The 22,749-nt window shown below is 66.3% G+C and carries 22 protein-coding genes; 10 read left to right on the top strand and 12 right to left on the bottom strand.

The window, feature by feature from the left end; genetic code table 11:
* Window positions 1-40: 40 nt before the first annotated feature.
* Window positions 41-655 (top strand): class I SAM-dependent methyltransferase, encoded by a 615-nt coding sequence (locus tag ACHQ4I_RS23815; RefSeq protein WP_420774014.1) that lies wholly within the window; start codon window positions 41-43, stop codon window positions 653-655.
* A 186-nt stretch (window positions 656-841) separates the two neighbouring features.
* Here ACHQ4I_RS23815 and ACHQ4I_RS23810 read toward each other — a convergent pair whose 3' ends face one another.
* A complete protein-coding gene (locus tag ACHQ4I_RS23810; protein ID WP_420774013.1) occupies window positions 842-1,969 on the bottom strand; it encodes a Gfo/Idh/MocA family protein in 1,128 nt (375 codons plus the stop codon).
* 91 nt (window positions 1,970-2,060) lie between these two features.
* On the opposite strand from ACHQ4I_RS23810, the gene ACHQ4I_RS23805 reads away from it, so the two are divergent.
* Entirely contained in the window at window positions 2,061-2,651 is a 591-nt protein-coding gene (locus tag ACHQ4I_RS23805) for a TetR/AcrR family transcriptional regulator (RefSeq protein ID WP_420774012.1), read from the top strand.
* Window positions 2,652-2,786: 135 nt separating this feature from the next.
* On the opposite strand, the gene ACHQ4I_RS23800 is transcribed toward ACHQ4I_RS23805, so the two are convergent.
* Window positions 2,787-4,622 (bottom strand): acyl-CoA dehydrogenase, encoded by a 1,836-nt coding sequence (locus ACHQ4I_RS23800; protein ID WP_420774011.1) that lies wholly within the window; start codon window positions 4,620-4,622, stop codon window positions 2,787-2,789.
* Window positions 4,623-5,066: 444 nt separating this feature from the next.
* Here ACHQ4I_RS23800 and ACHQ4I_RS23795 point away from each other — a divergent pair, with 444 nt between their 5' ends.
* The 6 genes from ACHQ4I_RS23795 to ACHQ4I_RS23770 all read left to right on the top strand — a co-directional run bounded on the left by ACHQ4I_RS23795 (window position 5,067) and on the right by ACHQ4I_RS23770 (window position 10,191).
* Complete coding sequence (locus ACHQ4I_RS23795; protein WP_420774010.1) at window positions 5,067-7,286, top strand: MMPL family transporter; 2,220 nt, start codon at window positions 5,067-5,069, stop codon at window positions 7,284-7,286.
* 69 nt (window positions 7,287-7,355) lie between these two features.
* Window positions 7,356-7,637 (top strand): hypothetical protein, encoded by a 282-nt coding sequence (locus ACHQ4I_RS23790; protein WP_420774009.1) that lies wholly within the window; start codon window positions 7,356-7,358, stop codon window positions 7,635-7,637.
* 50 nt (window positions 7,638-7,687) lie between these two features.
* Entirely contained in the window at window positions 7,688-8,209 is a 522-nt protein-coding gene (locus tag ACHQ4I_RS23785) for an EthD domain-containing protein (RefSeq protein WP_420774008.1), read from the top strand.
* A gap of 425 nt (window positions 8,210-8,634) precedes the next feature.
* Window positions 8,635-9,000 carry a hypothetical protein gene (locus ACHQ4I_RS23780; protein WP_420774007.1) on the top strand — a complete coding sequence of 122 codons (366 nt, stop codon included), beginning with the start codon at window positions 8,635-8,637 and terminating at the stop codon, window positions 8,998-9,000.
* A 175-nt stretch (window positions 9,001-9,175) separates the two neighbouring features.
* Window positions 9,176-9,775 carry a Chromate resistance protein ChrB gene (locus ACHQ4I_RS23775; RefSeq protein WP_420774006.1) on the top strand — a complete coding sequence of 200 codons (600 nt, stop codon included), beginning with the start codon at window positions 9,176-9,178 and terminating at the stop codon, window positions 9,773-9,775.
* A complete protein-coding gene (locus ACHQ4I_RS23770; protein WP_420774005.1) occupies window positions 9,772-10,191 on the top strand; it encodes a YkvA family protein in 420 nt (139 codons plus the stop codon). Before ACHQ4I_RS23775 ends, ACHQ4I_RS23770 begins: the two co-directional genes overlap by 4 nt.
* Window positions 10,192-10,705: 514 nt before the next feature.
* Here ACHQ4I_RS23770 and ACHQ4I_RS23765 read toward each other — a convergent pair.
* The gene (locus tag ACHQ4I_RS23765; RefSeq protein WP_420774004.1) at window positions 10,706-11,260 is read right to left on the bottom strand and encodes a hypothetical protein; all 555 of its coding nucleotides are present in this window, start codon (window positions 11,258-11,260) and stop codon (window positions 10,706-10,708) included.
* Window positions 11,261-12,013: 753 nt separating this feature from the next.
* Between ACHQ4I_RS23765 and ACHQ4I_RS23760 the strand changes: the two genes are divergently transcribed.
* Complete coding sequence (locus ACHQ4I_RS23760; protein WP_420774003.1) at window positions 12,014-12,412, top strand: hypothetical protein; 399 nt, start codon at window positions 12,014-12,016, stop codon at window positions 12,410-12,412.
* A 144-nt stretch (window positions 12,413-12,556) separates the two neighbouring features.
* On the opposite strand, the gene ACHQ4I_RS23755 is transcribed toward ACHQ4I_RS23760, so the two are convergent.
* The 3 genes from ACHQ4I_RS23755 to ACHQ4I_RS23745 form a co-directional block, all read right to left on the bottom strand.
* On the bottom strand, window positions 12,557-14,155 hold the full coding sequence (locus ACHQ4I_RS23755; protein ID WP_420774002.1) for an esterase/lipase family protein: 1,599 nt from the start codon (window positions 14,153-14,155) through the stop codon (window positions 12,557-12,559).
* A gap of 118 nt (window positions 14,156-14,273) precedes the next feature.
* Window positions 14,274-15,686 (bottom strand): xylulokinase, encoded by a 1,413-nt coding sequence (gene xylB / locus ACHQ4I_RS23750; RefSeq protein ID WP_420774001.1) that lies wholly within the window; start codon window positions 15,684-15,686, stop codon window positions 14,274-14,276.
* Window positions 15,686-16,684, bottom strand: coding sequence for a zinc-dependent alcohol dehydrogenase family protein (locus ACHQ4I_RS23745; RefSeq protein ID WP_420774000.1), 999 nt, complete (start codon window positions 16,682-16,684; stop codon window positions 15,686-15,688). The genes xylB and ACHQ4I_RS23745 overlap by 1 nt, the downstream gene beginning before the upstream one ends.
* 67 nt (window positions 16,685-16,751) lie before the next feature.
* On the opposite strand from ACHQ4I_RS23745, the gene ACHQ4I_RS23740 reads away from it, so the two are divergent.
* Complete coding sequence (locus ACHQ4I_RS23740) at window positions 16,752-17,267, top strand: hypothetical protein (RefSeq protein WP_420773999.1); 516 nt, start codon at window positions 16,752-16,754, stop codon at window positions 17,265-17,267.
* Here the strand turns inward: ACHQ4I_RS23740 and ACHQ4I_RS23735 are convergent.
* The 6 genes from ACHQ4I_RS23735 to ACHQ4I_RS23710 all read right to left on the bottom strand — a co-directional run bounded on the left by ACHQ4I_RS23735 (window position 17,253) and on the right by ACHQ4I_RS23710 (window position 22,652).
* On the bottom strand, window positions 17,253-18,275 hold the full coding sequence (locus ACHQ4I_RS23735; RefSeq protein ID WP_420773998.1) for a glycoside hydrolase family 172 protein: 1,023 nt from the start codon (window positions 18,273-18,275) through the stop codon (window positions 17,253-17,255). The genes ACHQ4I_RS23740 and ACHQ4I_RS23735 overlap by 15 nt on opposite strands.
* Window positions 18,272-18,727, bottom strand: coding sequence for a thioredoxin family protein (locus ACHQ4I_RS23730; protein ID WP_420773997.1), 456 nt, complete (start codon window positions 18,725-18,727; stop codon window positions 18,272-18,274). Before ACHQ4I_RS23730 ends, ACHQ4I_RS23735 begins: the two co-directional genes overlap by 4 nt.
* A 69-nt stretch (window positions 18,728-18,796) precedes the next feature.
* A complete protein-coding gene (locus ACHQ4I_RS23725) occupies window positions 18,797-20,278 on the bottom strand; it encodes an FGGY-family carbohydrate kinase (protein WP_420773996.1) in 1,482 nt (493 codons plus the stop codon).
* Window positions 20,279-20,305: 27 nt separating this feature from the next.
* On the bottom strand, window positions 20,306-20,914 hold the full coding sequence (locus tag ACHQ4I_RS23720; RefSeq protein ID WP_420773995.1) for a hypothetical protein: 609 nt from the start codon (window positions 20,912-20,914) through the stop codon (window positions 20,306-20,308).
* Complete coding sequence (locus ACHQ4I_RS23715; RefSeq protein ID WP_476445403.1) at window positions 20,886-21,716, bottom strand: L-fucose/L-arabinose isomerase family protein; 831 nt, start codon at window positions 21,714-21,716, stop codon at window positions 20,886-20,888. Before ACHQ4I_RS23715 ends, ACHQ4I_RS23720 begins: the two co-directional genes overlap by 29 nt.
* A 93-nt stretch (window positions 21,717-21,809) precedes the next feature.
* Window positions 21,810-22,652: an SDR family NAD(P)-dependent oxidoreductase gene (locus tag ACHQ4I_RS23710; protein ID WP_420773993.1), complete on the bottom strand. Its 843-nt coding sequence runs from the start codon at window positions 22,650-22,652 to the stop codon at window positions 21,810-21,812.
* Between the last annotated feature and the right edge of the window lie 97 nt (window positions 22,653-22,749).

The raw sequence follows: 22,749 nt of genomic DNA, 5'->3' as shown, positions 1-22,749 counted from the left end.
AAGCTGTCCGCGAGACCACCACTTTCGAGAAGGATGCTCGATGAACGCGCCACTCGCTCCAGCAGTCAATCACCACGCCCACCACCGCGGCTTTGCCGGACCGATCGGGTCGGCGATGGGGCTCGTCATGCTCGTCGCCGGTCGCCGGCGCGCCCGCATGGTGGTCGAGCTGACCTCGGTGACGGAGGCCGACCGCGTCGTCGACATCGGGTGCGGCCCCGGCGGCGCGGTCGGGGCGGCCGCGCGCCGCGGCGCTCGGGTCACCGGGGTCGATCCGTCATCGGCGATGTTGCGGCTGGCCCGAATCTTCGTTCGCGGGAGGACGATTCGTTGGGTGCGGGGAACCGCGGAGAATCTGCCGGTGCCCGACGGCACGGCCACGGTAGCGTGGGCCGTTGCGACGGTCCATCACTGGCCCGACGTCGCAACCGGACTTGCTGAGGTTCGGCGCGTACTGGTTCCCGGCGGTCGGTTCATGACCGTCGAGCGAGACGTGCGCGCCGACGCCAGCGGTTTGGCCAGCCACGGTTGGACCGACGCCCAGGCACGGTCCTTCGCCGACCAATGCCGCACGGCTCACTTCACCGAACTGCGTGTCGAGCGCCACGTCCAGGGCCGCCACGCCTTCTGGGCAGTCCATGCCATCCGGCCGTGAGTAACGGCCCGAATGTGGTTTCGGCTGTACAGTTTCCGGCCCAGCCCAATTTGTCGCGGGGTCCAGCGAACATCCCGTTGTCCGCGTGGCATTCGTTCGGCTGGACGCTGCTGACCGGTTGTCCGACAGTGCATCTGGCCCGCACGCCGTACACCGGCTTCTGCCGATGAGCGCGTGTCGTCAGCGTCAACGGGGAAGCGGGTTGCTGCCGGTCTGGACCCGCGTTCCGGTTTCGGCGGATCTGCGGATGGCGTCGAGCAGACGGTGCATGCGCAGGCCGGTTTCGAAACTCGGGACTGTCCGCTCGCCGGTACGCAGATCCGCCGCCAGTCGCGAGTAGAGCGCAGCGACATTGCGGGATTCCGTGGGCAGGTCCACCGCGAACTGCGCGCACGGTTCGGTGAGGTCCTGCCAAGTATTCCCTGGACCACGTGAGCCGAGCAGCCGTAGATCGCTCATCTGAATTCCACCCGGACCGGACGGCCCCTCGGAGACAACGGCGAGATCGCCTTCGGTGCCAGAGATTTCGATGCGCGTTCGACCGTCGGTGAGTTTCGCGTCGTGCACATGCGCCGAGATCACCGCACCGCCTTCCGCTACACCGCTCAGCAGCAGGTGATCAGGGCTGGTGACGTGAACGCGCTCCTGCGTTTCCGCGATGATGTTGTGCGGATTGCGAATTGCGAGATCAGCGGAGAGCTCGGCGATATCGCCCAGCAGATACTCGAGCGGGTCGAGCGTGTGCCCACCGGCGACCTCCAACAGGCCCGCGCCATTGCTGATATCGAGGGTGTAGGCCGCCCACTCCGGAATCCGCCCACCCGCTCCCTTTCCCCGCGCCGAGTACACCGTGGCCGAAACCACCTCCCCCACATAGCCTTCCGCGAGGAGCCTGCGCGCGTGCTCGACGGCAGGCGAGAACCGCGCCTGCAGCCCGACAACGTGATGCCGGTCCGAATTCACCGACAGCCGCACCAACTCCTCGGCATCGGTGGTCGTCCGAGTCAGTGGCCACTCCGAGTAGACATGCTTGCCCGCCGCGTTCGCCATCCTGATCAACTCCGCGTGCGCCGGCACCTTCACCGTGATCACCACCAGATCGACCTCGGGATGCTCGACCAACCGCCGCGCATCGCTGAACGCATATGTGGCCCCGAATAACCGCGCGGCTTGCTCGGCGCTCTCGCGCCGAGTGGTTCCCACGGCGGTGAGCTGGAATTCCGGCAATGTCTGCAATGCCGGGATATGCGCCCGCGCAGCCCATCCCCGCTCCGGGCTCGCACCTATGACGCCTACGCGAATCCTGTCCGACATCTACACCGCCTTTCGTAAGCGGACCCGTCGGGTCCGGTTATGCAGCATAGATAAACGGACCGTCTGGGTCCACTTTGCTAAGGTTCCCTGCATGAGCGTTGTCGACCGGCTGTTGTCCGAGGCGTCCGGCACCCCGCGAGCCGACGCCCGCCGCAACCTCGAACGCCTCATCACGGCCGCCCGCGCGGCGATCGCCGACACCGGTGTGACCGTCACAGCTCGAGAGATCGCGCAGCGCGCCGGTGTCGGCAAGGGGACCTTCTACCGCCGCGTCCGCTCCCTCGACACGCTGCTGGAGGCCGTGCTAGAGGAGGTCCTCGACGAGGCCAGGGCTGCCGCCGACCGCGCCCTCGCCGATCCGGATCCGTGGCAGGGGTTCACCGAGTTCGCCACCGTCTACGTCCGGCTGCGTGCCGAAAGCTGCGGCGTCAATGACGCTTTGGGCGGTGCGGGATCCTGCGATCTCGGCGACACCATCACCGAACTCGGGGACAGTCTGCGCCGCCTCGTCGACCGCGCACAGCAGGCGGGGGCCATGCGCGACGACATCACATGGTGCGACGTCGCTTTCGCGCTCGCGGGAATCGCGACGCAGCCGCGCACCATCGGCCTGCAAGCCGCACCGGACCAGTGGACCCGAAACCTGCGCATCGTGCTCGACGGACTCGGGTCCCGACGCTGAGCCCCCGCCGCGATCGCCGTGACAGCTGGTGCCGGTACGACGCAGTGCCTACCAACCCGTGACGACACGTCATCCGTTGACGCCGAATGGATCCATCGCAGATCGTCGCGGGTATTCCAGGTGCGAGGCGTCGCGCTAGAACGCCGCTTCGTCGAGTTCCATGATGGTGGCGTCGATATCGGAGATCAGGGTCCGGTCGGTGCCGAGTCTCGGTAGGACTGTCCTCGCGAAGTAGGATGCGGCGGTGATCTTGCCCTGGTAGAAGGCTCGGTCCTGGTCAGTGGGGCTGTAATCGATTGCGGTGAGGGCTGTTTCAGCGGAAACGATAAGTCGCCATGCGATCATCAGATCGCCGAATGCGAGCAGGAAGCGCACCGATACCAGGCCGATCTTGTACAGCTCGGTGGGCTCTGCTTGGGCGGCGAGCAGGTGCCGGGTGAGGTTGGCCACCATGTCCTGCACGTCGTCGAGAGCGGTGCCGAGCAGGAGCTTCTCCTCCTCGAGCCCTCCGGAATCGGCATCGGACTCAACTGTTTCGCGGATCTTCCCGGCGAGGTGGGCCAAGGCGACGCCGCGGTCGCGCGCGATCTTGCGGAAGAAGAAGTCCTGCGCCTGGATGGCGGTGGTGCCCTCGTAGAGCGAGTCGATCTTGGCGTCGCGGATGTACTGCTCGATCGGGTAGTCCTGCAGGAAGCCGGAGCCGCCGAAGGTCTGCAAGGATTCGGTCAGGTACTGGTAGGCCCGCTCGGAGCCGACGCCCTTGACGATCGGCAGCAGCAAGTCGTTGACGCGGTGTGCCAGTTCGGCATCGATACCGGAAACCTGCTGGGCGGCACCGGCATCCTGGTGGACGGCGGTGTACAGGTAGACCGCACGCAGGCCCTCCGCGTACGCCTTCTGCAGCATCAGTGAGCGGCGAACGTCGGGGTGGTGTGTAATGGTGACCTTTGGTGCGGCCTTGTCGGCCATTCGAGTGAGGTCCGCGCCCTGGACTCGCGTTTTGGCGTAGTCGAGGGCATTGAGGTAGCCGCTGGACAAGGTGGCAATCGCCTTGGTGCCCACCATCATTCGCGCTTCTTCGATGACATGGAACATTTGCGCGATGCCCTCGTGCACCTCGCCGAGCAGGTATCCGACGGCGGGTCTGCCGTGGCCGCCGAAGGTCAGTTCGCATGTGGCAGAGGCCTTCAGGCCCATCTTGTGCTCGAGGTTGGTGACAAACACCCCGTTCCGCTCGCCGGGGACACCGGTCTCCGGGTCGAAGTGATACTTCGGCACCAGGAACAGGCTCAGCCCCTTGGTCCCCGGACCGGCGTCCACTGGTCGGGCCAGGACCTGGTGCACGATGTTCTCGAACAGATCATCCGACTCGGCCGACGTGATGAACCGTTTCACGCCCTCGATGTGCCAGGTTCCGTCGGGTTGCGGAATCGCTCGTGTGCGCGCCGCGCCGACGTCGGACCCGGCGTCCGGTTCGGTGAGCACCATGCTGGCACCCCAATTGCGTTGCACGGCAAGCGCAGCCCAATTCCGCTGGAGTTCGGTGCCGGAGCGGTGGACATGCGCTGCCATGCTGGGACCGGTGAGATACATCCAGGCCGCGGGTTGGGCTCCCAGCAGGAATTCGCTGATCGCCCAGGTCAGCATTCGTGGAGCCGGGACACCGCCGATCGAGTCCGGTTTGCCCACCCGCCACCAGTCGGCGTCGTACCAGGCGCGCACCGATCGTTTGAACGACTCGGGCAGCCGCACGGAATGTGTGCCCGGGTCGAAGACCGGGGGAGTGCGATCGGCTTCAGCGTAGGTCGCCGCCACCGGCCCTTCCGCCAGCCGGGCGGCCTCGGCCAGCATCGACCGCGCGGTCTCGCCATCGAGATCGCCGTACTCGCCGGACGCCAGGATCGCGTCCAGGCCCAGTACCTCGAACAGGTTGAACTCGAGGTCGCGCACATTGCTCTTGTAGTGGCCCACCGGCCGTCCACCTTTCCCAACCCCGCCGAACTGCCGACGGACTGATATATCCATCGTAAATGATGGATTCATCACAATATGGTGCGGGTTGTCTCCGAGCAAGACCGGAGTCCGGCTGCGGTTCGGATCGAGGTGTAGTGCGGGAGCTCTCCCGTGTCTTCGGTCAACGAATTCGACGCGGCGTCATATCGGGCTGGAGTCCCGGCATTTCCTGGGTCGGCCGGATGGCACTGTGCGGAGCTGCCGGGGCCTATCGGCCCTGTGTGTGTCGCTCCCGCGGTTCGCGCCGAGTATTCGTCGGACACGCGCGAGCTGGGCGTGGCGCCGAGTTAGCTGATGCTTGAGGCGGTTATGAGGATATCGTCAGTTTGCGTGCTATCGTATCGGAGTTATGCGCGACTGATGTCGTTGATCCGCTGATGGTGTCTCGGTGAGAGGACCCGCATGTCTCGATACCTGTTCGCTCTGGGGCAGTTCGTAGCACGTCGTCGCTGGTGGATACTGGTGGCGTGGATTGTGCTCTTGGCGGGCGCGATCGCTTTCGCCGCCGGCACCGGCGGGAAGACCAACGACAACTTCACCGTCCCCGGCACCGAATCGCAGGATGCTGTGTCGTTGCTACGGGACCGGCTGCCCGCCTATAGCGGCGCGCAGATGCAGGTCGTGTTCGCTACGCCCGGCATGGCCAAGGTGACCGACCAGCAGGTGAACGGCCATATCGAGCAGGTGATGTCCGGCTTGAAGGGGCTGTCGCAGGTCGCGGCGGTCGTGGATCCGTTCCAGGCGCAGGCGGTTTCACCGGATCAGCGAGTCGCGCTGGGCAGTGTGCAGTTCTCGGTGTCGGCCGGGGAGGTCGAGCAGAGCACCCTCGACGCGGTGAATCGCGTCGCGGCGCCTGCGCGCGAGGCGGGTGTCGAGGTGGAGTTCGCCGGTGCGGTGTACCCCGGTTTCACAGCCGAAATCCCGCACACTCCAGAGACGCTCGGCATCATCGCGGCGTTTGTCATACTGCTGATCACCTTTGGCGCCGTGGTCGCCGCGGGCCTGCCGATTGTCACCGCGCTGATCGGTGTCGGTATCGGGCTCACCGGGATCCTGGGTATCGCCGCCTTCGTCGATGTGCCGTCCGCGGCGACGTCACTGGCGTTGATGCTGGGTCTGTCCTGCGGCATCGACTACGCGCTGTTCATCCTGTCCCGGCATCGGCACCAGATCGTATTGGGAATGACTGCGGCGGAATCGATTCCACTGGCGGTCGGCACTGCGGGCAGTTCGGTGGTGTTCGCGGCGGTGACAGTGATCATTGCGCTCTGCGGACTGACGGTCGCGGGTATTCCCTTCCTCACGATCATGGGACTGACCGCGGCGGTCGCGGTGCTGGTGGCCATGCTCGTCGCCCTCACGCTGCTGCCCGCGCTGCTGGGATTCGCGGGTGATCTGGTCGCCAAATTCATTTCCCCGCCGTTGCATCCGGGCAAGGCCGAGGAGGTGGCGCGCATCGCCGCCTACGAACCCGAACGCACCTGCGGACACGCCTGGGGACGATTCGTCACCCGGTTCCGCATCCCGCTACTGGTGCTCGGCATCGCCGTGCTCGTCGTATTGGCCATTCCGGCCGCGCGGATGGATCTCGGACTGCCCAGCGGCGCAACGCAATCGGAATCGAGCACCGCGCGCAAGGCCTACGATCTGGTGAGCCGGTCGTTCGGAGCCGGATTCAACGGGCCGCTACTGGTGGTGGCCGACCTGTCGCACGCCACCGCGGCGGACGCGGCGCAGACGCTGATGGGTCGGCTACGGCAGGAACCCGATGTCGCCGTCGTCCAGCCAGCCGCCTCGGGGAACGGGCTCGTGCTGATTCAGGTGATCCCCAAGACCGGCCCCACCGACAGCGCTACCAACGATCTGGTGAACCGGCTGCGCGATGATCGCAACGTTATCGAAAACGGCACGGGGGCAACATATCTCGTCGGTGGCACCACCGCCGCCAATATCGACACTTCCAAGCGGCTGGCCGAGGCGCTGCCGGTCTTCCTCGTGGTCGTCGTCGGCCTGGCAATGGTCTTGCTGACCATCGCGTTCCGGACCATCCTGGTACCGCTGTCGTCGATCGTCGGATTCATCCTGTCGGTCTTCGCATCCCTCGGCACGCAGGTGGCGGTATTCCAATGGGGCTGGGGCGCAAGCCTTTTCCATGTCACCAAGGCGCAGACGCTGAGCTTCCTGCCGATCATCACGCTGGCCATCATCTTCGGTCTGTCCAGCGACTATCAGATCTTCGTCGTCTCCCGGATCAAGGAGGAGCACACCCGTACCGCCGATGCCGTCGCCTCGGTGCAGAACGGCGTGGCCCACTCGGCCCGGGTGGTGACCGCCGCGGCGCTGATCATGTTCGGGGTCTTCGTCGCCTTCACCACCGTCGACAATCCGATCGTCAAGCCGCTAGCCTTCACCCTCGCCGTCGGTGTCCTCCTGGACGCCTTTATCGTCCGGTTGACCTTGGTGCCCGCTGTCATGGCTCTGGTCGGCAATCGCATGTGGTATCACCCGCGCTGGTTCGCTCGCTACGTCCCCGATCTCGATATCGAAGGTGCCGAACTCGAACGCCGACTCGCACACGATGCCGAATCCGAAGTGCCGCAGGGCGTTACGAGCGCGCCATAGCGAGCGCTGGTCGGCCGCGGCGATGCGGCCGTTTCGTATCACCATGATCGTGCGGTCGATCGTGTAGGCGTGCGCACACGCGACGGGTCGTCGAGTGCTGCCGAGACCGTCGGCGCGGCCAGCATCTCGAGCAGGTGCTCGCGGCTGTCCCGCGCCGATGGTGAGCGCGCCGTGGTAACGGCGGTCGGCATGGTCGTGGTTGACGCCCGGGTGAACGAATTTCGTGAACGGCACGAAGGTGTAGGTCCGCAGATCGCGAGCCCCCGTCGCATGGAGTGCGAGGCCGAGAGCTTGCGACAGGAATTGATGGATTCATCAGAAGTGCTTGACATCACTCTTGATCATATCTGATGATTTCGTCACCAATACGGAAATGACACCCGAGGGACCAAGTGACAGACATGAACAAACCCGAACACCCCGACACCGTCACGATGGCGGCGAGTTCGCGACGCGGCTTCCTCGTCGGCGCGGCCGGCGCGACTGCTGCGGGGATCGGCGCCATTGCGGCGTTGCGGGCTCAGCCGGCGGCTGCGGAGCCGCCGGGTGCCGCCGTCAAGATGGTGGCCGCGCTGCGGCGTCGGCCGGACCTGTCGCCCGAGGATTTCTACCACTACTGGCTGTACCAGCATGGGCCACTCGCCACGCAGCTCGTACAGCAGCTCGGGGCGTACCGCTACGTCCAAAGCCACACGGACAGTGTCGACTTGGGTCTTCTGCTCGCTACGTCGCGCGGCCAGGTCGGGCAGGCTTATGACGGGCTCGTCGAGGTCTGGTTCCCGTCGCGCGAGGTGCTGCAGAACTCGATGACCTCACCCGAAGGAGCGCAGGCCAACCTCCGGCTCGCACAGGACGAGACGAACTTCATCGACCTGCCGCGGTCGTCGTATTTCTTGGCCGCGGAGCACGTTCTCCTCGGCTGAATGCGGCGAACGTGCCAGCCGCGTACAGAACCTTGATTCCGCTACCGCGTCACCGCTAGGGCGAGGAACGCGCGGAGTCCCCGCAAGGGCGTCGGCGATGGGCTTGTGGAGCATGAACCAGGGCGAGTCGCCGACTGTTGTCAGGGACAGCGCCTGCCCGTAATGAGCTGGGGCAAACCGCAATTGGGCAGCGACTATCAGCAGATGGGTATCGGCGCCCGCGGTTGTCCTTCGCCGGGCCGCCGGCCGTGTTCCCTGCGACTCGGCCGCGGCGTCGCGCCGCGCGGCAACCGCTGCGCCCTGATCGCTTGCCGGGCAAGGCTTCCTGCGTCTTGGGCGGTAGTGCCGACGAGCGGATGCGCGGGCTCGCTCGTTGACGGCGACCGGTCAGGGGCAGTGGTCGGCTCCACCCTAAAGTGATCGAGGTGGACGACCGGACAGACCCCATCCAGATCATCGCCGCCGTATCGAGGGGGGACAACAAGCAACGTGCCTTCGAGGTGTGGATCTGGAAGGCGCGCAAAGAGGGCTGGCTCGTCTCGGTCGAGTCGAGTTCAGCGGACGGGCCCGGCGATGAGTGTGGAGTCGTGGACGTCGAGGGGTTGAAGTACCGCGTCAACTTTTCGCCGAGGGTCCGCAGGCGAGTTCTCTATTCAGCACCTGGACAGCACGCGATCGCCACCGCTATCGGCGTGGCGACGGGCGAATCCGAGTCGGCCGCCTGGGGCTGGGAGTTCGCTCCGGCCGTGTGGGCGGAGCCGATGATAGAGGACGACTCGGGTGACGCCTGACGGTCACTATGGCTGTGGGCTCGTTTCGGGAAACCAGCGGTGAAGGCAGTCGGCGAAGCGTTCTATGGTGCACAGTTCCGCACGAGCGGTTGGGTTGTGGCGGTGTGTGAATTGGGAGGTCAAGGCGGCACGGAACTTCTGGACCAGCTGAATGTAAAGCTCGTAACATAGTGATGTGACGAATGAAACCGATGCCGCTGGCTGGTTGCTGGTCAGCGTCGCCACGGCGAATTCGGCCAACTCGCTGCGGGTTCAGGTCTGGCGCAAGTTGAAGTCGCTCGGGGCGTTGTATTTGCAGCAGTCAGTATGTCTGCTGCCGGACCGCCCGCCCGTCCAGCGCGAGGTGCGGCGGCTGGCCGCGCGGGTGCGTGAGCAGGGCGGTTCGGCGCGGGTGTTGTCGATGGCGTTCACCGATCCGGCGGAGGAGCTGGCGGTGATCGGCGAGTTCAACGATGCCCGGGACCTCGAATACACCGAACTGCTGGAACGGTTGCCCGAACTGCGGGCCGAACTCGACCGGGAACTAGCGGCCGGGAATGCCACCTACGCCGACGTCGAGGAGTCCGAGGCCGACCTGACTCGGTTCCGGTCCTGGCTTGCCAAGATCGAAGCCCGCGACTACTTCACCGCGCCGGGCGGCCAGGCGGCTCGCGCCGAGGTCGAGGAGGCTGCGGCCGCTTTGGCCGCGTTCGAGGAGGCCGCCTTCGCCGACGACACCCCGAATGCGGTTGCCGCGGAACCCATTCGACGGTCGCGGGCGGTGGAGCAGCGATGACCGACTGGCTGGTCGGCCTAGCGCTCGGCTTGGGCGCCGCGCTGCTGGTGATATGGCTGGCTCTCGTCGCGACCCTGGTGATCGCGCGTCCGCGCGGCGGCCTGCTGCGCGAAGCCGTGCGGATCCTGCCCGATATCTTGCGGCTGATCCGCCGCCTCGCCGCCGATCGCACGCTGCCGCGGGGAGTGCGGATGCGGTTGTGGTTGCTGCTGGTCTATCTCGCCTCACCTGTCGATCTGATCCCCGACGTGGTGCCGGTCATCGGTTACGCCGACGACGCCATTATCGTCACCGCTGTGCTGCGCAGCGTTGTGCGTCACGCCGGGCTCGAACCGGTCCGCAAGCATTGGCCCGGCACCGACGACGGCTTCGCCGCGCTCACCCGTCTCACCGGCCTCGCCGCCGAAACAAGCTGAACCGCAACCTGATCCGATCACCGAGATCTCGGATGCATTAGAAATATTTCTTCGAGCATCTCAGTTGACCACGGTCGCTGCCAACGTTGATCGACGTGCCCCTACCGGCTGCTCAGTGTGCCACCATCGATCGGTGGAGCACGGAATCGGTTCGGCCAGAACGTACATCGAGACCAGATCGGGCCACTTCGTGAACGCCGACACGGTGACTTCCATACAAATAGTGCAAGTTTTGGGCACCAATGCCTTCGGAATCCTGATCCATTATGGCGACACAGGCGTGGGGTTCCCCCTGATGACCCTGGTGCCCACTGGAACGCGGCCATGGACGTTCTTATCGCCCTGCTTCGAGAACTCGGCAGACCGGCCACCGCGGCCGGAACGAGGGTGATCAGGTTTGTCGACGGCCGAGTCGTCTCGCACTACCTCGGCTGATGACTTCGACGGTTGGGCGGTGTTGTGGTGCCTATCCGTTGAATCGGATCAGGCGTCACTCGGCGCTGTCCGCTGGCTACTACGCATGGCTGTCCAGCATCTTTCGGGCGAGCGGTGCCAACTGCTCGGTGGTCATTCGTTCCGGTGCCTGTATCTCGATGACGCTGCGCAGGCCGCGCACCATACCGACGACCACAAGCTTGACATCGTGGCTGAGGAAGGGGACGTGACCGAAGGCCGCTGCCTCACCGAGGTTTTCGACGCGGCGGTAATCGACAGCTCTACCGTCTTCCTCGCGGAAGTCCCGATCGAATTCCCTTGCGACATCCGTGTTGTAAAGCTTGTTCCACCGGGTGTTGATGTGCTCGGGCAATTCGGAGGAAGTGAGATCGAATGCGGCCGAATAGGAGCAGGCGGCCAACGGCGCAACCTTGTCATAGGTCCTCGCCTCGACGGCTTTGATCTTCAGGCCCATGGCGGCCTCCATGTCGCCTTGCGAAACCATCCCGCACAACGTGTCGCCGTCGACGACGCGGTCGTTCGTTGCGGATTCGCTGGCACGATCGGCATGACCCGAGCACCCGGCCACCACTCCCGCGAGCAGCACGACGACGGTGAATCGCAGAATCGACATGGGACAACCTCTCGCACTGGGTTGGAGCCGTCGGTCTCTTCGGCCGTTGCACGAAAGTGTCAGGCCATGGCCTTGGCGGACGCTGGCGAGATTCTTAACGCACGAAGAGACCTGAAATACCGCTTCGCCGTTGTACATGTGGCGGCTAGTACCCCATCCAAATAGACGGCCGCCCTGCCCACTCCAGCCGCTCGCCGAGCGTAGTCATACGGCGGTCGGATACCGCCTGGACGGCCACCATTCGACTACGCTCAACCGGAACCTCGTGATTCGCCCCGCAGGATCGCCCCCTCGCTCACCGCGACTCGCTTCCGCGGGTTGGTCGGCCGATCAGGTGGAACTGGTGGCGGCATCGGCCGAGAAGCCTCCGCCCCTAGTTCCACGTGATCACTTGTCCAGTAGCGCATCTCGGACGGAACGCAGCGGCCGCGGATCACGGAATGTGTGCGTGAGCCACGTTCGGACCGGAGTTGACACTGGTGAACAGGCTAATCCGGCGGGGAGTGAGGACGGTCTGTCGCAGTAGATTGCGGGGGATCTTGGGGCCCAACAGCAGTGCCACGCCAGCGATGATCGACGTCCAGCAAGCGCGAGTTCGGGCGGAGTCGGAGGCGGCTCGGTCCAGGAATGCGGCGCGCGAGCGCGCCGCATTGGAAGCTCGCGATAGTCGACGCCGAGGTGACCAGGGCTCGGGGGTGCTGGATATGATCTTCGGCAGGGTCGACTGGGCCTGTTGAGACCGAGATTGCTGTTATGCCTGGACATCCCCATCTACCAAACGTGATCGGCGCGCTGCACTCGGACCTCGCCGAGTGGATGGGTTCGGATGCTCCGCCGAAGGTGTTCGATCGGTTCGCGAACGCATTGGATGAGCAGTTCTCCGCGGTGACCACGGTTGGGCAGGTCGTGGATCGCGACACGCTGTTGGCTGGGGTGTGGTCGGCGCGCAATACCCAGCCAGGGCTGGATATCGAGATCACCGATATCGACGAACTCGTCCACAGCGGCACCGTCGTCACCGTCCGCTTCACGGCCGAGAACCTGCTGGGCGACACACGCACCCGCCGCTTGGTAACCGCGATACTGATCATCGCCGACCACGGCTATCTGTGGCGCTCGGTCCACGAAACCGCCTCTTCCGCAGCGCAATAGCGGCATCGAAACTGCTAGTCACCGCTGTGTGGCAGGTGCTGGGTCAACGAAACCGCCATTGCCACAGTCGAGGCCGTTCGTGTGATCATGACGTCGACCAAAGCGCTGCTGCCGCAGTTCGAACCGCATCGCACATTCCGCATATCAAGCGACCTTCAGTGCGGCATAGGTCGCCGCGAGCAGTCCGCCGAGCACACCGAGACCGACCAGTGGGCCGAGCGTGGCGACGGCGAGCCAGCCCAGGCCGAGTAGCGCCCCACCCGCGAGCCAGGTCGTGATGGGCGCGGAACGTGACATCAGCTCGAAGAACTCGGTGGGGCCGGTGTGCTCGGCTTCGCAAGGCGGCTCGCCGTCGCGGACGTAGCCGACGACACCGGGCAGCCGCTTGTTCGCCAGGGCCGCGCCGTGCCCGCCCTTGATGTAGCGCACCTGCAGCGTGCCGGGCGGAACCGAGTCGAATCCGGTGAATCCGCCGACACCTACATCGCGCATGCCGAGCCCGCGCAGCGCGCTGCACAGCCAGGCGACCGGCTTATCGGCGCTCGCGCACACATTGACCAGCGAGCGGATCTGCCCGTTGTCGGCGCACCGCACCCAGTCGAATTCGCGGGGCAGCACACTGCCAGCCAGGAAGACATTGTGGAATTCCAGCGCCGGAATCTGCTTCAGCGATTGCCCGAACAGGTAGGTGCCGTTGCTGTGCCCGACGAAGTGGAACGGAATGTCGGGATGCCGCGCCAAGTAGTAGCTGTATTGATCGGCGAACCAGCGCAGATTGCGACGCCGGGTGAACGGCAGTGCGAAGTCGTAGGCCGAGAGCCGCCCGTACGACGGCGTCACCACGAGCACATCCTTCTCGAGCTCGTGCAGTTCGGTCTCGAGTTGGGTCGGCCAGGCACCATTGCCGGACCGAATTCCGTGCAGTGCGAACACGACCGACTTGATGGACGCCTCGTGCTCGGACAGTGGGCTGGGTTCGGTGGAGCCGACGTCCTCGGTGATGGCCCAGCGCAGAATGTCGTAGCGCTGCCCGGTGTAATCCTCGCGGACCGTGCGTCCGGTGCACGCGATATCGGAGTGCGTCGCGTTGGGCATCAGCTTCTGCACGCCCGTGGGCAGGGATTCCAGGTCGCGGCTGTCCTCGTGGTCCACCGACCAGTCGTTCTTGGCGCGCAACTGCACGACGATCGGCGCCTTCCCGCCGAGATCGGCTATCTCGCGCAGCCATTGGATGCGCAGGTTGGTGATGAACGGTGTGCCGCAGAGCAATTCGAGTGCGGTGAACATTCGCAGCAGCGGGATCAGCGGCTTCGCCATAACTCGGAACGGCCAGGGCGCGCGGTTGAGATCGACGCCGCGGTTCGGCGCGGCCAGCAGCACGATCCGGGTGACCGCATCGGCCCAGGCCAGTTGCGGACCGTCGAGACCGCGCAGGGCCTGCAGGAAGGCGTAGCGGAGCATGACGCCGCCGATGCTGCGCCCGATGAGGACGATCTCCGAGGTCTGGCGTGGTCCGGTCCAGTAGGCGTCGATGCGATCGGCGAGATCGCGGCAGCGGGCGGCCAGACTGCCCCGGCTCAGCCGCGTGACCGGGTCCGGAAACTGCCAATAGATGGCATCGTCCGGCCCGTATCCCGGCTCGTGCCGCAGCTTGTTGAACAGGTCCTTGGCCGCGTGCGGCGGTTCGGAAAGACCGGCGACGTAGACGATGAGCCGACGGCGCGGTGGGTGCGCGGATTCCATGACTATCCCCCCGGGTGCGGTGCCGCCGATCCTCACTCGACGGCATGCGGTACTGCTTGTACTACAACATCGCAGACCCGCCCACCAGCGTTTCCTTCGGCGCTGCTGGACGGCCCACTCATCGAGCGTAGAGGGCCCCTCGTGCGCTTTCGTACTGCGCCCGGATCCGCCGGCCGATCACCCCGCCGTCGCCGGGTGCGCGAACCTCGGCGACGGTGCGTGCGGACCAGCTCGGCGGCCGCGCGGTGCGGGCGAGGGCCCAGGCCGCCTGCCGGGCGGCACCGAGCGCGACGTACTCATTCGGCTCGGGCACCGTAACCGTGACCCCGATGATCTCCGCCGCGAGTTCGGCGACCAGGGCGGAGCGCGCCGCACCGCCGATGAGCAGCATGCGTTGGATCGGGATCCCGGTGGCGCGCAGGTGGTCGAGGGCGTCGGCCATATTGCAGAGCATGCCCTCGAACGCCGCGCGGGCAATATGGCTGGGGCGCAGCGTTTCCGGGCGCAGGCCGTGCAGACTACCGGTGGTGTGCGGCAGATTCGGGGTGCGTTCCCCGGATAAGTAGGGCAGTAACACAACCCCCTCTGCGCCCGGAGGTGCTTGGCGCGCAAGCGTTTCCAGCGCAGTCGGGCCGACGCCGAGCAGAGCGGCGGTGGAGTCGAGTACGCGGGCGGCATTGAGCGTGCAGACCAGAGGCAGGAAAGCACCTGTCGCATCGGCGAATCCGGCAATGGCTCCGGTGGCATCGGCGCTGGGCGCGGCGGCTCGGGTATAGACGGTACCGCTGGTGCCGAGTGACATCACGACGTCACCGTCTTCGATACCCAAACCGAGTGCGGCACCAGCATTGTCACCCGTTCCCGCCGCGACCAATGCGCCCGCTGGCGTGCGTCCGACCGCCTCGGCCGGTGCGGCGACGCGGGGGAGTTCCGGAGTTCGACCCCGGAAGGCCTGGGCGAGAATATCTTTGTGATATGCCCCGGTCGCGGGCGACCAGTAGCCGGTGCCCGAGGCGTCGCCCCGGTCGGTCGTCGGTTCGACGGAGCGATCGGATGGCCCGCCCCGAAGCCGCCATGTCAAGTAGTCGTGTGGCAGCAGCACCCGGTGCGTCCGATCGGCATGCTCGGGCTCGTGATCGGCCAGCCAGCGCAGCTTGGCGACGGTGAAGGCGGCCAGTGGCACACTGCCGACAGCATCGGCCCACACCTGTGGGCCGCCGAGTTCGGCGATCAACTCCGCTGCCGCATCCGCGGAGCGGATATCGTTCCACAGCAACGCATCCCGCACCGGGCGTCCGTCGGCACCCAGCGCCACCAGCCCGTGTTGCTGACCCGCCACCGCCACCGCATCGGCCCGATCGAGTAATCCGTGACCAGCAGAACACATTGCCTGCCACCAGGATTCGGCGGGAACCTCGGTGCCCTCCGGATGCGGGGCGCGCGCTTCCTCCAGGATCTCGCCGGTATCCGCGTCACAGAGGACGACCTTGCAGGATTGGGTAGAGCTATCGACTCCGGCGACCGTGGCCATCAGATAGCACCCGGCCGTATCTGGATCTTGCGGCCGGTGCCGTCGCGGAAAGTCTGTAACGCATCGGCGAATTCGGGCAAACCGAAGCCGTGGGTGATCATGGTGTCCGCATCGATCACGCCCTTGCCCATGAGTTCGACCGCGCGCCCGAAGCTGTGCAGCACCGCCATCGAACCCACGATGGTGATCTCGTCGTTGTAGATCCGAAACGGCGAAATCGACGCGGTCGCGGCGCCCGGCGCGACCCCGAACTGCTGGAACACTCCGCCCCTGCGCACCCGGCCGAACCCGTCCTCGATGGCGGCGATCGCACCCGTGCAGTCGATGACCACTTCCCAGCCCTGCGGACGGTCCAATTCGTCGGCGGTGGTGGCGGTGGCATCCGCGCCGAGCTTGCGCGCAACCTCGAGTCGCGCGGTATTGATATCGACCACCGAAACCGACGCGGCCCCGGCGACCCGCGCGAGCTGCAGCATCAGCAACCCCATGGTGCCCGCGCCGTACAGCAGGTAGTGCGCGCCCAGTGCGCGCGGCAGCACGTCGAACGCGTGCACCGCACACGACAACGGCTCGACGAGCGCACCGTGCGCGGCAGATACGGCCTCGGGCAGCCGATAGCAATTGGCCGCGGGCACCGCGACGTATTCGGCCATCGCGCCGTCGACGGTATCGCCGATCGCACCCCACCGCTCGCACAGATTTCCGCGCCCGATCGCACAGTAATGACACGCGCCGCAGAACAACGACGGATCCACCGCGACGGTATCGCCGATTCGACCGTCAGCGCCGGGTCCCAGCGCCACCACCGAACCGGCGAATTCGTGACCCGGCACGATCGGATAGGGCGTCGGCGGGAACTCGCCGTCGGCGATGTGCACATCGGTACCGCAGATCCCGACCGCGTCCACCCGCACCACGACCTCGCCGGGACCGGGCGTCGGATCCGGCACGTTCTGGACAGCGAACCTTCCTGGCGTCTCGATCACGACCGCGCGCATAGCACTACCTTGCACCCGAACACCGTCGCGGTGTCGCATTTCGCCCCGCCGAAACCCGGATTTCCGGATGAGGCAGACTGTCGCGGTGAACGACGACCCGGAACGGCACGCCGACGTGCAGGTCCGCACGGGCGACGGAACCACACTCCCCGCCCTGACGGATCCCCTGCTGGACGACCTGCTGCACGAACCACCCGACCCCGACTGCCCCGCGATCGTCGTCAGCCGCGGCGAGCACGCCTACATCCAGGCGCGCCTGCTCCCCGACGGCGTCTACGAACTCGAGCACCGCGCGGACGGGGCGGACGAATCCTTCCAGATCTACACCCCCGACGCCCGGCTGGTGCGTGATGTCATGTGGGCGTGGATCGACGAGAACCCGTGGTGGCGTGACGGCGTCGGTTGGTATCGCATCGATCCGGCGGTCGCGGAACTGGAAGCCACCCGACGCGAGCTGTCCGGCCTGCTGGACGGATTGTCGGTCATGGACGGCATCGAATCGGCGATGGACGATGCCCTGCACCGCGCCGACGAACTACTCGCCATGGAGCTCCCCGATGACGAGGACCTAGACCCGCGATAGGCCCTGATACCACAGCGCCGTCGTCGCGATATCCGCATCTTCCAGCGGCAGGTACGTGCCATCGTCACGCCAGCCGAGCGCCTGCATCGTCACGCGCAACTCTTGCCGGAAGCAGATCGGATCGCGAATATGCCAGCGGTACATGCCGAATCGCTGCTGCGGCCGGTAGATCTCATCGGGCGGCAGCACCTGGTGCAGGCCGAGATAGGGCGTCGAATAGGTCCGGTACGCGCCGTCGAGATCGAAATTCCATGCGCCGCCGAAGTAGTCCTCGGTGCCCGTACCGCACAGCGTCGGGTGGGTGGTGTCGCCGTCGAGGTAGAACTTCAGCTCGCCCTCACCCCACCAGCCCGGTGCGCCCGGTCGGATGGCCAGGTAGGTGCCGACATACCGGCCGGGTCCGGGCACCGCGTCGAGGATGGTGTGCACGGCGGGCGCACCCAGTGGTGTGCTGGCGCGGCGCAGCGCGTGCAGATATCCGGCAGCCTCGGGTATGTCTTCCTCGCTGTAGGTGAATTGGTAGTAGACCGGAACGCCACGGTCACTGCCGTTGTGCAGCGTGATCCGGGCGTGCGCGCGAAAAGGCATGGGCCAGTAGCTGTTCAGGCCGCCCGCAGGGGCGACGACCACCATCTCCGATCGCACGAGTGCCAGTTCGTCCCAGCCGTTGCAGAAGAAATCGCCGAGCGGCAGATCGATCGACGGCTCCGGCTCGTCGTCCCAGTACATGCGCAGGGTGAGTAGGCCCAGTGCGGTGCGGTCGGTGGTGAGCCAGCAGTGGCGAAGTACGCCGGGGCCGGAAATGTCTGCGAGCGTTGTGGTTTCGCCTGCGGCGAGGTGAATCGACGGTGAGATCTTCCAGCCGGGGCCGAGTAGCCGCGCCGCATGCGCGCCGGTGCCGTCGATCGCGCGGCCGCCCGCGCCGGGGGCGCCGGTCGGATTCTCCGCACTGATCGAGCGGGTGCGTGTGGCGTCGAGACGCCAGAGGTCCGACCCCGGGGCGGTCACAGACCCGGCCAGCCGTATCGGTCGGTCGCCGCGGCGTGGCCGGCGCGCTTCTGGTAGGTGAAGCCGGTCTGTGGTTGTTCGGGTTCGCCGACCGACACGCTGGCCGAGAGCTGGGCCAACTCGCGCCGGAACTGGTCCATGTCCAGCCAGAGGATCTGCTGCACCAGTTCCTCCATCGAGTCGGCGGGCAGCGCCCCGGCCTCCGAATACACCAGCAGACCCTCACGGAAGGCCATGAGGGTCGGATACGCCTCGACCTTCGCCATCTCCGTCAGTTGCTTCTCGGCGTCGATATCGACCATGCCGTAGACGATTTCGGGATGCAGATCCGAGGAGGCCGCGAAGACCTCGGCGAATCGGCGCGACGGCTCACACCATTGCGCACCCCAATCGATCAGCACGATATGACTATTCGCGACGGTCGCGTCGAAATTGTTTCGGGTCAAGGTCATTGTCGGCATCGAGATCCCTCGCGATAACTGTCCTGTCTGCAACCTTGCATCCTCGCATAGGCATGGGGCTTACCGGAGATGAACGGATCGGTGCTGCTCCGCCGCGAGGAAATGCGCGATGTGCACGGTGGATTCGTACATCTCGCGGTAGCGCCGGTAGTACGCGGCGTAGAGCGCCCCGCGCTGCGGATCCGGCTCCACCACGCCGATGACGGGATTCCAGCCCGCGGTGTCGACACCGACGGCCACCGCCGCGAGCAGGGCGTCACCGAGGCAGGCCCCGACGGTGTCGGCCGGGAGTTGCTGCGGCAGGCCGGTCACATCGGTGACGATCTGGGTCCAGAGTCCGCCCTTCGTGCCGCCGCCGACCGCGACCGGCCGCCGCGCCTGCCCGCCCGCCGCGGTCATCGCCTCCAGGTTGTGCCGCACGCCGTAGGCGATGCCCTCCAGCACCGCCCGGTACAGCTCCGCGCGACCGTGTCCGAGGGTCAGACCAGCGATAATGCCCCTGGCGTCCGGATCGAACAGCGGTGTGCGCTCGCCGGCGAAATAGGGCAGCGCGAGCAGGCCGCGACTGCCTGCGGGGACCTCGGCGGCCTCGGTCACCAGATCGGTGAAGTCGCCGCCGACGAGTCGGCGCAGCCAATCGGTGACCGCGCCCGAGGTCGCCATGCCCGCCGCCGATGTGTAGGTGCCCGGCCAGGTTCCGCAGGTCAGCCACAGGCCCGGATGAGCCCGGGGATTGGTGAGCACTTGGACGAGGAACATGGTGGTGCCGTACATGATCATCGCGTCGCCGGGTGCGCGGACGCCGACGCTGGCGGCCTCGGCCCAGGCGTCGATGGTTCCGGTGGTGACCGGGAGACCGGCGGGCAGTCCGGTCACCGACGCGGCCGCCGGGCTCACCTGGCCGACAATCTCGGTGGGCCAGGCCAATTCGGGCAACCGCAGGCCCGGCGCGACGACGGCGGCCCAGTCCGACGCCCAATCGCGTCGGCGCAGGTCGTACATCGGGACGCATTGGCTGGCCGATTGGTGGTCGAGCACGTAGCGGCCGGTAAGTCGGTGCACCAGAAACGAACTCGCCATCAGCAGCATTTCGGTGCGGGCCGCGACCTGTGGCTCGTGCCGGGCCAGCCAGCGCAATTTGGGGCCGACGGCCTGGCTGGTCAACGGGGAGCCGCCGCGGTCCAGCACGGCCGCCGCACCGAATTCCCGGTTGAATTCGGCGATTTCGGCGGTCGCCCTGGTGTCGACGCCGTACAGGATGGCCGGGCGCAGGGGGTTTCCGGCGGCGTCGGCGGGTAGTAGACAGGGGCCGATGCCGGATACGCCGAGTGCGTCCAGGGGCGCGCCGTCGGCCGCGTCGAGCAGTTCGCGGACGATCTCTCGGAACTCCGCCCACCAAATACCTTCAGCATCGTGTTCGACCCAACCTGGTCGTGGTGTCGAAACACCGTGCGTGCGATCGGATCTGGCGACGATGGTGCCGTCCGGCCGGACCAGTACGCCCTTGGAACTGGAGGTTCCGATGTCAATTCCGATGAACATGCTCGGCCCTCCTGTTCGTGGAGCTCGTCATCGGGTGAATTCGTCGACGGTGATATCGAGGAGATCGCAGGCGGCTCGGACCGGTGCCCGATGATCGCCGGGTACGGCGTGAATATGGTTGGCGCCGAAGCGGGACAGGAAATCCCCGGCACGCGCGTCCAAGCGGGCGAAGGCATGTGGCCACTCCCAGGTGGACTGCTTCATCAGTGCGTCGTTTGTCGCCTGGTCGTAGGTTTCGAAATCACCCAGCATCAATTGCATTCGATAGTCGCCGTCCTTGCGGGTGAGACGGGCCAGGGTCATTCGGCCGGGTGCGGCCAGATGGTGCACGGAGGCACCGCCCGCCGGGAAGAAGAACACCTCCGGGTACAGATGCACTTTGGCGAGGTTTTCGTTCGGATCCTGGCTGCGCGCGGCGAACCAGGTGGCGTGCTGGCCGGAGTTGCACAGATCCCAGATATCGCGGTCCGCGTGGTAGTGCCGGACATCGGCGAAAAGCACTGGGGTGTGGGCGATCTGCTTGAGCAGCTGCATGGTGAGCGCGCCGTCCATATCGGCTTCGGTCGCGCACACGTGCGGTTGCTTCGGGCCGTTCCAATCGTAGGGATCATTGAGGAACGCCTCGGTGATATCCATCGTCGCGAAGTACTGGGAGCTCGGGCTGACCCTTGATGCCGGAGAAGTCCAGACGCCATTCGGCGATCAGCTCGCGCACGGCCAGATACGAGCGGATCTGACGTTCGAGCAGGTCCGGAGTGAGCTTCACACCGTCGTAGTGCACGCCGGCGGTATTGTGCTCCAACCACTCTCGCGCACCCTTCGCCTCCCCGGCATCGGCCAGTTCGGCGCGGCGCACGATCTCCCACTGGTCGATTTCCTCGACATCGATGCCGAACAGCCGCTGCCATTGGTCGGTATTGGCGACCGCCGTATTCATGCCCATCGGCCGACCACCGAAGCGTCCGAAAGTGCTGCCGCGCAGACTGGATACGGCCGCCGCCGCGGTGGCCTGGACGCCGATCGCCTCGAGCAGATCGGCATCGGACGGATCGCCCCATAACCGGGCGTGCGCGCGGCCGATCTGATCCAGCGCCCCGCCCGCGGCCAGCATGCCGACCATGCCGGGCTGCACCGGATCGATATTGGACAGCAGCAGTAGCGGACCGGGCGTGGCGCCCGCGGCAAGCATCGTGAAGTGCGGGAAGGCCCAGACCGCGTAGTGCAACACCGTGAGATCCACATTCGCGGCGGCCACTTCCCGAGCCACCGATCCGGCCAGTGCGTTCGTACTGATCGGCGCCGCGCCGCAGACCACCTCGTGCCCGGCCGCCCGCAACCCCGCGACCAGCCGGTCCTGCGTTGATTCGATGAACTCCGCGATGCCGGCGTGCACGTAGTCACGCCCATCGGAAATGCTCATTACCCCGATCCGCGCCATCCCGACCGCCTCCCAACGCGCAGGCCCCCCTCCGGGATTATCATCCGGAGGGGCTGGTTGGTGGTCGGCTTCGGGTGAGTGGGTCAGCGGTCGTTATGCACCGGTGACCCGGCTGTCGACCAACTCGGCGGTGATCGCGTCGAGGCGCCGGGCGCGCGCCGGGTCGAAGTCCGTGCCCGTCAGGGCGAGTCGCCTGCGGCGTCGGAAGGCGGCGAGCGGTTCGGTTGGCGGATGGTCGATCAACTCCGCGATGGGGACGATGGCCTTGCGCACCGGCTGCCCGGCGACCAGCAGCCACGCCTTGGTGAGCAGGCGGTGCGCCATGGGCAGCGGATCGGCCATGGCGGTGCGCACCATAAGCGGGTTGTAGAGCACATACCGCGTGCGTGCCTGCGGGTGGCGTTGCGGAAATGCCACCCCGAGCAGGTCGATGCAGCGCGAGGATTGCATTGCCGCGCGCATACCGCGATAGCCGTCGCGCAGCTGCAGGTCGTCCCATTCGATGGTGCCGGGAAGTCCGCCCGGGCCCCCGATATTCATGATGACCGGTGCGGTGGCGCGTTCGAGCGCGTCGAAGAGTCCGTGCCCGATGACATATCTGCTCAGGTAAGCGAGGGCGAAGGTGTATTCGAAACCGTCGGCGGTCTCCTGGCGGGCGGAGCGGAAGTTCTGTGCGCCGAATACCACCCCGTCGACGGTGTCGGTGACGGCCTCGACCTCCGCGAGGACCTTGCGCATCCCGGCGAGCGTGCTGAGATCGGCCTGTACGAAGGCGGCGCGGTCGGCGGCTCCCAGTCCGGCGGCCTCGCTCAGGAATCGCGCGCCTTTAGCCGCGCCGCTGGCCACCGCGAGCACCCGGTCGCCGCGGCCGAGGAAGTGCAGACCCAGACCCTTGCCCATGCCGTCGGTCCCGCCGGTTATCACGTAGGTGCGCATCGAATCGCTTCTCCTCGAGTCGTTTTCGGTTGAGGCATCGGCCGATGACATCGAGGCTAGGAAGGAGTTGTCGGACAAGTCAACAATTGGTGACTTA

The organism is Nocardia nepalensis (assembly GCF_048910785.1).
Lineage (GTDB): Bacteria > Actinomycetota > Actinomycetes > Mycobacteriales > Mycobacteriaceae > Nocardia > Nocardia nepalensis.
Note: the sequence above shows the minus strand (reverse complement) of the source record. Positions and strands in the feature narration are given on the sequence as shown.